We start from the raw sequence: 8519 nt of genomic DNA, 5'->3' as shown, positions 1-8519 counted from the left end.
CGCGCGCTGTTCGACGCTGCGGCGCAAGCCTTCGGTCGCATCGACGTGCTGGTCAACAACGCCGGCGTGATGCCGCCGCAGATGCCGATGCTGGTCGACACCGAAGACGCCGAGTTCGACAAGCTGTTTGCGATCAACGTCAAAGGCAGCTTCAACGCAATGCGCGAAGCCGCCAAGCGCCTCGCGCCGGGCGGCCGCATCGTCAACTTCTCCAGCAGCCTGGTCGGCACCGCGCTGCCCGGCTACTCGGTCTATGCCGCGACCAAGGCCGCCATTGAGACGATGACCTTGGTGCTGGCCCGCGAGTTGCGCGGCAAGCAGATCACCGTCAACGCCGTAGCCCCCGGCCCGACCGCCACCGCGCTGTTCCTGGACGGCAAGTCGCCCGAGCTGATCGAGCGCCTGGCCAAGGTGCCGCCGCTGGAGCGCCTGGGCGAGCCGGCGGACATCGCCAACACCGTGGCCTTCCTGGTCGGCCCGGACGGCGGCTGGATCAACGGCCAGACGCTGCGCGCCAACGGCGGCATGGTCTGAGGAGGCACGCATCATGAAGACCACCATCCTCGTCACCGGCGCGTCCAGCGGCATCGGCCGCCTCAGCGCCAAATCGCTGGCCGCGGCCGGCCACACCGTCTACGCCAGCATGCGCGCGGTCATACCAAGAACGCGGCCCGCGCCGTGGCGGGTTTGAGCGCTGGCTTGCCATTTTGGCAAGCTTGCCAGGCGGCCTAAAACTCGGCGTCCGTCTTTGCGTTGCGTGCCCGGATCGCTTCTTCGGTCCGAGGCACCAGCGTCTCGAGCCCTGTCTGCACCGCCTGGGCCTGGATCTTGTCGACGAACGGGCGAAACCGCTCGTCGTAGAGTTGGAAGGCCTGCTCGTGGTCGCCGCCCGTCGCTTGCATCGCGTCGGCCAGTGCGGCCGCACCGTCGATGGCGAGCGACCCACCCATCCCGGCCGCGGGCGACGCGCAGTAGGCCGCATCGCCAACCAGCGCGACCCTGCCGCGCGACCAAGAGGGCATGCGGATCTGGCACAGCTTGTCGAAGTAGAAGTTGGTGGAGCCCGCCATTTCGCGCAACATCTCCTCAGTCCGCCAGCCCACGCCAGCGAATTGCGCCGCGACGATTCGGCGCTGCTGCGCCTCGTCGCGGTGGTTGTATGGGATCTCGTGCTCGGAGACGAAACTCAGGATCAGGTCCGTCTTGTGCTTGTAGGCATTGAGCATTGCGGCCTTGCCCGGCACGTTGAACATCTGCGCGGTGTCCTGCTCGATCAGCAGCTTGTCCACGATGGCGATCGAGAAATACTGCTGGAGAAAGTGCGTGTACTGCGCTTCTTCGCCGAACCACAGCTTGCGCACGCCGGAGTGCATGCCATCGCAGCCGAGCACCAGGTCGAACGAGTCCCGGGCGCCGTGCCTGAAGCTGACCTCGACCCGGTCGCCGATTTCGGCCAGGGCCGAGATGCGGGTTCCGAAGACGATCCTGCAACGGTCTTTCACGGCGCCGTGCACTATGTCCAGCAGCACCTCGCGCTCGATCTCGAATTCATCTTCGGGTGTTGGATCGCCTTCCTCGCGCAACACCAGCATGCGGGCCGTTCGGTCGTCCGCGTGCTTGAACTCCCAGCGCCGCAAGCTCAGCCTGTTGGCACGGATCTGCGCCAGGAGCCCCATGCGCTTGACGATGTCCACGGTGGCCCCGCGGATGTCGACGGCCGTGCCGCCCCGTCTCAGCCCGCCGCAGGTCTCGACGATCGTCACGTCATAGCCCAGCTGGCTCATCCAGTACGCGGACGAGAGGCCCGCAAAGCTCGCACCGGAAATGAGCACCTTCCTGGCCTTGTCCCTTGTCATCCGCTGATTCCTTTCGATTGCTCAACCACGATGCGTGGTTGAATTGTGTACTCGATAAAACTTAATCGCAATATATTTTTTACTTGGTAAAAGTTCCTGCGAAATGGCAGGCCTCTTGCGCATGCTTCGGCTAAGCTTCGCGCCCATGGGCGAGTTACGCGAGAACAAGAAGCGGGAGACCCGGCAACGGATCTCCGATGTGGCAACGAAGCTGTTCTTCGAGCGTGGCTTCGAGGAGGTCACGATCGACGAGATCGCGGTGGCGGCGAAGGTGTCGAAGATGACCGTCTTCAACTACTTTGCCCGCAAGGAAGAGCTGATGCTCGACCGCGAGGACGACCTGAAGATGCTGCCTTTCCGGCAAGCACTGATCGAGCGGCCTGATGGCACGCCGCCGGTCGATGCGCTCCGCGCGTGCCTGGCGGCGTTGAACGGACAGAAGCACCCGCTCTGCTACATCAATGGCCAGGTATTGGACTGGTGGCGGGTGGTCGACGCGAGCCCCTCGCTCCAGGCCCGTTTGCGCGAGCTTGCCGACGAGGCAGCCGAGGGCCTCGCGGTCGCACTGGCCGGGCCGAATCCAGACGGCCTGACGCGGCTCAAGGCCGGGATGATCGTGTTGATGGTGCGGACGGCACGCGAAGAGGCGGTCCGCTTGCTGGCGCGCGGCGGATCGGCGAAGAAGGCCAACGCAGCGTTCCTCGCGCTGATGGCGCAAGGGTTCTCGGCGGTCGAGGCGCTGGCGCCCCAAGTCTGAGCGCCTGGCGACTGCGCGGGGCGTCTTGCGCGGGCGCCTCGCGCTGCCGAACGCTCAAGGGCTTTCGATGCGGCTCAGGTTGTCCTCCGAGTTGCGGTCGATGCGCTTGTTGTACGGGTCCACGCCCACCCAGGCCGGCGCTTGGTCCACCACCACGGTTACCGTCTGGCTGCCGGTGTGAATGGGCTGCTGCGCGAAGGACAGCACCGATTTGGCGGTGTAGCCCGGCCGCCCCGGCTCGGCGCTGAACACGCCGATGTCGAAGTGCTCAGCCAGCGGCGCTTCGGTTTCCTTGCCCTTGCCGTCGGCATAAAACTTCTTCGCTTCGACGACGAAGCTCACCTCGTACTTGCCGTCGGCGCGCCGCACTGCCTTGGCCTGCGACGCCTTCACATCCAGCAGCGTGATCTTCTCGAACAGGTCGGTGATCAGCTGCTGGTGTTGCGGGCCCGCTTCGGCACGCAGGATGCGCAGGAAGTCGAGCGAATTGGCATACGGCGCGGGCTTGAAGGCGTATTGCCGGAGCAGCGTGGCCATGGCGCGGTTGACCACGTCCTCGCCCACCACTTCCTTGAGCCAGTACATGGCCAGCGAGCCCTTCTGGTAGTGGATGTAGGGCTGGTTCTCGACGCGGTTCAGCGGCAGTTCCTCGACCACCTCGCCACCGCGCGAGCGCAGGTAGCGGTCCAGCTCGTACTTCAGGAAGCGGCGCATCTGCTCCTTGCCGTACAGCCGCTCCATGACCAGCAAGGCAGAGTACTGCGCGAAGCTTTCGACCAGCATCGTGCCGCCCTGCTGGCTGCTGGGCACGAGCTGGTGGCCCCACCACTGGTGGGCGATCTCGTGCGCGGTGACGTAGGTGACCACGTCGATCTTGTCTTCGTCGCCCAGCTTGGTGAGGAAGCCCAGGTTTTCCGAGTACGGGATGGTGTTGGCAAAGCTCTGCGCGAAGTCGGCGTAGCTCGGGAATTCGAGAATGCGCGCCTGGCGGAACTGGTAGGGCGAGAACTTCTCGCTGAACAGCGTCAGCGAACCCTTCATGGCCGCCAGCATGCGCGGCACGTTGTAGGCGTGTTCGGGCTGGTGGTAGACGGCCAGGGCGATCTTCTTGCCCGCCACGGTGAGCGCGTCGGTCGTGACGGCGTAGCGGCCGGACTGGATCGAGAAGAAGTGGTTGATCGGTGCGTCCGGCTTGAAGTGCGCGCTGCGGCGGCCGTTGGCGATCGTGTCGCTGAGCGTGTAGCCGGGGGCGATGGGGACCTGGTCGGCGTCGGTCGTGACAGTGATGTCGGCGTCGACCCAGTCACTGTCGCCGCGCAGCAGGGAGTGCGCGCGGCCGGCTTCGTCCTCCAGCGTGGGCGGACGCAGGTCGGCGGGCAGCCCGTGCTTGCGGCGCTTGGCGCGGTCCTTCAGGAAGTCGTCGCGGTTGATACCGATGCTGGGCGAGATGGCGCTGTTCTCGATGAAGCTGCCGTTGTCGACCAGCCGCGTCAGCGGCGCGCCATTGGAAAAGCCCCGCTGCTGCAGCGTGGTCTTGAAGGCCAGGGTGCGCACTTCGCCGGGCTGCATGGCCGGCTGCAGCCGGTAAATGCGGTAGGACCACTGCGCGTATTCCTTCTGCAGGCTGGCGCCTGGCAGCGTCACTTCATCCAGTTGCATGGGTTTGGCCCAGCTCAGGTGCAGCTCGGAGATCGGCTGCCCGCTGCGGTTCTCGATGCGGTAGCTGCCGCTGGTCACCGCCTTGGCTTCCTTGGGGTAGAGCTGCACATCCAGCGTGACGGCCGTGATGCGCGGCATGGGCAGCTTCTCGAAAGGCAGCAGTTGGCGCTCGGCTTCGGCGAGCGATGCCTCGCGCTCCGGCGCGGGGAGGTACTCGTTCAGGATGTTGGTGTTCCAGAAGATGAACGCGCCACTTGCCAGGAAGGTGGCCAGCGCCGCGCCGCCGATGGCCAGCGCACCACCGTGCAGCCGCTGGCGCGCGCCTGGCAGGCGCAAGCGAAGCGGGGACACCACGCCCCGGCGCCAGAAGGCAAAGGCACCGACCGCCAGCAGCGTGGCGAAGGCGCTCCAGTAGAGATGGAACCAGTTCTGGCCGATCCAGAAGCGTGCCATGCCGTTCATGTCCGACAGCGGCACCGGCGGCGTGCTGCCGTAGTTGTAGAGGTTGTGCTCGAAGCCGGCCGAGGCCAGCGCGACGCTGGCCACCAGGTACAGCAGCATCAGCCCCCAGCCGATGAACTTCTGCGGCACCAGCACCTGGACGAAGACCGACAGCACTGCCAGCTGCAAAGCCCCCACGACGGTGGGCCACACGAACCACAGCAGGTAGGCGCCGAGCTGGAAGTGCGTGTAGCCCTTGAGCAGCTGCACCAGCATGCCGGTGAGCACGGCCACCAGCGAAGACGCCACGAGCACCAGCGCGATGGCTGCGATCTTGGGCACCAGGTGGGCCCAGTCGGGCGCGGCGGTGGCGTCCATGATCTCATGCATGCGGCGTTCGCGGTCGCGCCAGACCAGCTCGCCGCCGTAGTAGATGGCGATGATGACCGGCATCAGCGTGAACGCGCCCTGCAAGGCCTGCACCATCAGCCGCGTGACAGGGATGTTGCTGGCGCCGTACCACTCGCCCGTGTACCAGGCCGTGCCGCCGGCGTTGATCACGCCGATGAACAGCAGCACGAAGAAGGTAGGGCTGCGGAACACGAAGGCCATGTCGAAGCGCGCCAGCGCGGCGAACTGCGCGCGGCGGGTTGCCGCGTCGCTGCGTGGCATTGGGAGCGGGCCACTGCGCGCCACCGGGGAAGACTGTGTCTTGCCGGGTTTGGCCGCCACCTTGCTGCCCCGCACCTCGAAGCGGAAGCGCCACCAGGCGCCCGCGAAGAGCGCCAGGGCAATGCCGGTCCACAGCACGCGGTTGGCCAGCAGCAGGCCGGTGATCTCGGGCAGGCGGGTGTTGCGGTCGGCGGCCGTCCAGTACTTGGTGACGATGCGAAGCGCCGTCAGGCCGAAGGGGTCGCTCAGGGCCGACAGCGTGTCGTGCTGCACGTCGCGCAGCAGGCCGCGGGTGACAAAGAACAGCACCAGCAGCGCCACGGCGCCCACGTAGGTCCACATCATCGACCGCGTGGCCGTGGCCAGCGCGAAGAAGGCGGCGCCGGTGATGAGCAGCGTGGGCAGGCCGAACACGAACAACGCGTACAGGTAGTTGCCCGGCACGAAGGGGCCGATCTTCTCGGCGTCCAGCCAGGGCATGGCCGAGCCCACGGCGATGGCCAGTGGCACCGAGGCCAGGACCAGCAGCGCCGCCGCGACAGCGCCTGTGAAGCGCCCGGTGAGGTAAGCGCCTTTGCCCACGCGCGTGCTGCGCAGGATGGGCGCGAAGCCGGTCTCGTCGTCGCGCAGCACCGTGCCGGCCACCATCGCCACCACGATGAACACCGCGAAGATGTTCATGATGCTGAGCGTCTGCAGGATGGCGTAGGGCGAGTTGATGTTGACGTTGCCACGGCTGCCGATCTGGATCTGGTCCACCGTGGTGGCGCCGAAGGTCAGCAGGAAGAAGATCACGCAGCCGACCCAGAACACCGGGCTCCTGAGCTGGTAGCGCCATTCGAAGGCGGCCACGGGGGCGAACATTCGGGCGGACATCTCAGGCCGCCTTCATGTCGACAGCGGCCGGCTGGGCGGCACGGTGCAGGTAAAGGGTCGAGAAGTACACGTCCTCCAGGCCCGGCTCGGCGGGCGCGAAGCCGATACCGGGTGACGCATCCGCCAGCACCCGGATCACGGTGCGGCCCCCTCGCAGGCGGGTGGCGATCACCGCGTGGCGGGCCTTGGCGGCGTCCAGCTCGTGCTTGTCGATGCTGGCCTGCCAGATGTGGCCCTGCAGCGCGGCAATCAGCGCCGTGGGCGTGCCCGCCTGCACGATGCGCCCGCCGACCAGGATGGCGGTGCGCGGGCAGAGGTCGGTCACGTCATCGACGATGTGGGTGGACAGGATGACCACCACGTTTTCGCCGATCTCGGCCAGCAGGTTGTTGAAGCGGTTGCGCTCCTCCGGATCCAGGCCCGCCGTGGGCTCGTCCACGATGATCAGCCGCGGGTTGCCGATCAGCGCCTGCGCGATGCCGAAGCGCTGGCGCATGCCGCCCGAGAAACCCGCGATGGCCGACTTGCGCACCTCCCACAGGTTGACCTGGCGCAGCAGCGCCTCGACCGTGTCGCGGCGCTCACCTCGGCTGGCAATGCCCTTGAGCACCGCCAGGTGGTCCAGCATGTCGGCGGCGGAGACGCGCGGGTAGACGCCGAAGTCCTGCGGCAGGTAGCCCAGCGTGGCGCGCAGCGCCTCGGGCTGGGCAATCACGTCGATGTCGCCGAAGCGGATCTGCCCGGCGCTGGGCACCTGCAGCGTGGCCAGGCAGCGCATCAGGCTGCTCTTGCCGGCGCCGTTCGGACCCAGCAGGCCGAACATGCCGGCGGGGATCTCCAGCGAAACCTCGTCCAGGGCGCGCACGCCATTGGGGTAGGTGTGGGTGAGTTGCTTGATCGCGAGCATGTGGGCACCGTGCGGGGCGGCCGACGGGCCGCGCATGGCGGTGCACTTTAGAGAGCAGGCGAGCGCACAGCGTCAGGGCTGCGACGAATGGCAGGTGGCGCGGTTCAGGCTGCGTGCAGGCGGGATCGGCGGCATGCCGGGCACCCTGTCCCGCATCAGGCGCGTCCCCTTCAGTCCGGGAAACGCTCCACATGCGTTTCCCCTCTTCGGCCAAAGTAGGTGACGTGGCGCCCCGCGATCCAGACGGTGTAGCCGGTACAGCCCGCGCGCTGCGAAAGCAACTTGAACTCGGGGTACATCACCCGGCCCTGCTGCGCACCCAGGATGGCCGCGCGCACCGCATCGCCATCGAAGGTGTCGGCAATTGCCTCCTGCGGCCGCTCGAAGCCGAGGTCCAGGGAGGCACCGTCGTGCAGGTGGTAGGTGCTGCGGCCCGCGCGGTAGTCGACATGGTAGGACTCGACCTGGACGCTCGAGAGTCGCGCGATCACTTCGCCGAAGTGGATGCGGCCCTGGTTCGATGCCTCGAACGTGGCCTGTATGGCAGCTTGGGTGTGTTCGTTCACGGCGGGTTCCTTCCTTGGCTGGAGTGCCTGATCCGTCAGGCGACAGGGATGTCCTTGAGCTGGTGCTGCTGCACCAGGGCTTGCATGGCCGCCATCAAGTCCAGGCGATCCTTTGGGCTGAGGTGGCCAAAGAAGTGTTCGTCATTGGCGTCGGCCAGCGCGGCCAGCTGGGGCACCAGTGCTTTGCCCGCGCGCGTCAGCACCAGCGATTGCTCCCGAGCGCTTCCGCCGACCAACTGCCGTTCCGCCAGGCCTTTCTCCTCAAGCCGCGAGACCACCTTGGACGCAGCGCCCTTGGTCATGCCCAGGGACCGAATCAGTTCGGCATGGCGGGTCTCGCTGCGCGACCACAGGGTGCGCAGCGCCACCCATTCGGTGACGCTGACGCCCTTTGCTTCCAGCAACTGCTGGAAGCGCGTGGACACGTGGTTGGACACGAAACGCAGCCAGAAACCCAGATGGGCTGCAAGCGGTGATGGCGAGGCTGCGGGTGTGCTGGTTCTGGGCTTCATTTGGTTTCCATGGAAACTTCAGCGCAATATAGTTTCCTTGGAAACACATGTCAACCAATTGGAATGCCTGGCCTTTGCGCCGTTACAGCCCCTTCGGGACCAATTCCGCCAGCGCCTCACGCATCCACTTCACGATCTGCTGCTGCCTGTCTTTCTGCATGCGTGCCACCGTGCTGGCCACGCTGATGCCCGCCAATGGCGCGCCGCGCGTGTCGCGCACCGCCATGCCCACGGCCAGGATGTTGCGCGCGGCGTGGTTGCCGATCAGCGACC

General features: G+C 66.6%; 8 protein-coding genes and 1 pseudogene. 3 read left to right on the top strand and 6 right to left on the bottom strand.

Going from position 1 to position 8519, the window contains the following annotated elements:
• Positions 1-534: SDR family oxidoreductase (locus FKP22_RS13475; RefSeq protein WP_141287997.1), on the top strand; the 534-nt coding region annotated here is incomplete at its 5' end.
• Between the two features lie 13 nt (positions 535-547).
• Positions 548-673, top strand: a pseudogene (locus tag FKP22_RS13470) (SDR family NAD(P)-dependent oxidoreductase); the annotation flags it as partial.
• Positions 674-728: 55 nt separating this feature from the next.
• On the opposite strand, the gene FKP22_RS13465 reads toward FKP22_RS13470, so the two are convergent.
• A complete protein-coding gene (locus tag FKP22_RS13465) occupies positions 729-1856 on the bottom strand; it encodes an FAD-dependent monooxygenase (protein WP_141287996.1) in 1128 nt (375 codons plus the stop codon).
• 145 nt (positions 1857-2001) lie between these two features.
• Between FKP22_RS13465 and FKP22_RS13460 the strand changes: the two genes are divergently transcribed.
• Positions 2002-2613: a TetR/AcrR family transcriptional regulator gene (locus FKP22_RS13460; protein WP_141287995.1), complete on the top strand. Its 612-nt coding sequence runs from the start codon at positions 2002-2004 to the stop codon at positions 2611-2613.
• A gap of 54 nt (positions 2614-2667) precedes the next feature.
• Here FKP22_RS13460 and FKP22_RS13455 read toward each other — a convergent pair whose 3' ends face one another.
• The 5 genes from FKP22_RS13455 to FKP22_RS13435 all read right to left on the bottom strand — a co-directional run.
• Positions 2668-6249 carry an ABC transporter permease/M1 family aminopeptidase gene (locus FKP22_RS13455; RefSeq protein ID WP_141287999.1) on the bottom strand — a complete coding sequence of 1194 codons (3582 nt, stop codon included), beginning with the start codon at positions 6247-6249 and terminating at the stop codon, positions 2668-2670.
• 13 nt (positions 6250-6262) lie between these two features.
• Entirely contained in the window at positions 6263-7168 is a 906-nt protein-coding gene (locus FKP22_RS13450; protein WP_141287998.1) for an ABC transporter ATP-binding protein, read from the bottom strand.
• A gap of 170 nt (positions 7169-7338) precedes the next feature.
• Positions 7339-7734, bottom strand: coding sequence for a DUF1398 domain-containing protein (locus FKP22_RS13445; RefSeq protein ID WP_141287994.1), 396 nt, complete (start codon positions 7732-7734; stop codon positions 7339-7341).
• Between the two features lie 35 nt (positions 7735-7769).
• Complete coding sequence (locus FKP22_RS13440) at positions 7770-8246, bottom strand: MarR family winged helix-turn-helix transcriptional regulator (RefSeq protein WP_141287993.1); 477 nt, start codon at positions 8244-8246, stop codon at positions 7770-7772.
• Between the two features lie 82 nt (positions 8247-8328).
• Positions 8329-8519: IclR family transcriptional regulator domain-containing protein (locus FKP22_RS13435; RefSeq protein WP_310733329.1), on the bottom strand; the 191-nt coding region annotated here is incomplete at its 5' end.

It is taken from the genome of Ideonella azotifigens, assembly GCF_006519715.1.
In the GTDB taxonomy this organism is placed as follows: domain Bacteria; phylum Pseudomonadota; class Gammaproteobacteria; order Burkholderiales; family Burkholderiaceae_C; genus Ideonella; species Ideonella azotifigens.
Note: the sequence above shows the minus strand (reverse complement) of the source record. Positions and strands in the feature narration are given on the sequence as shown.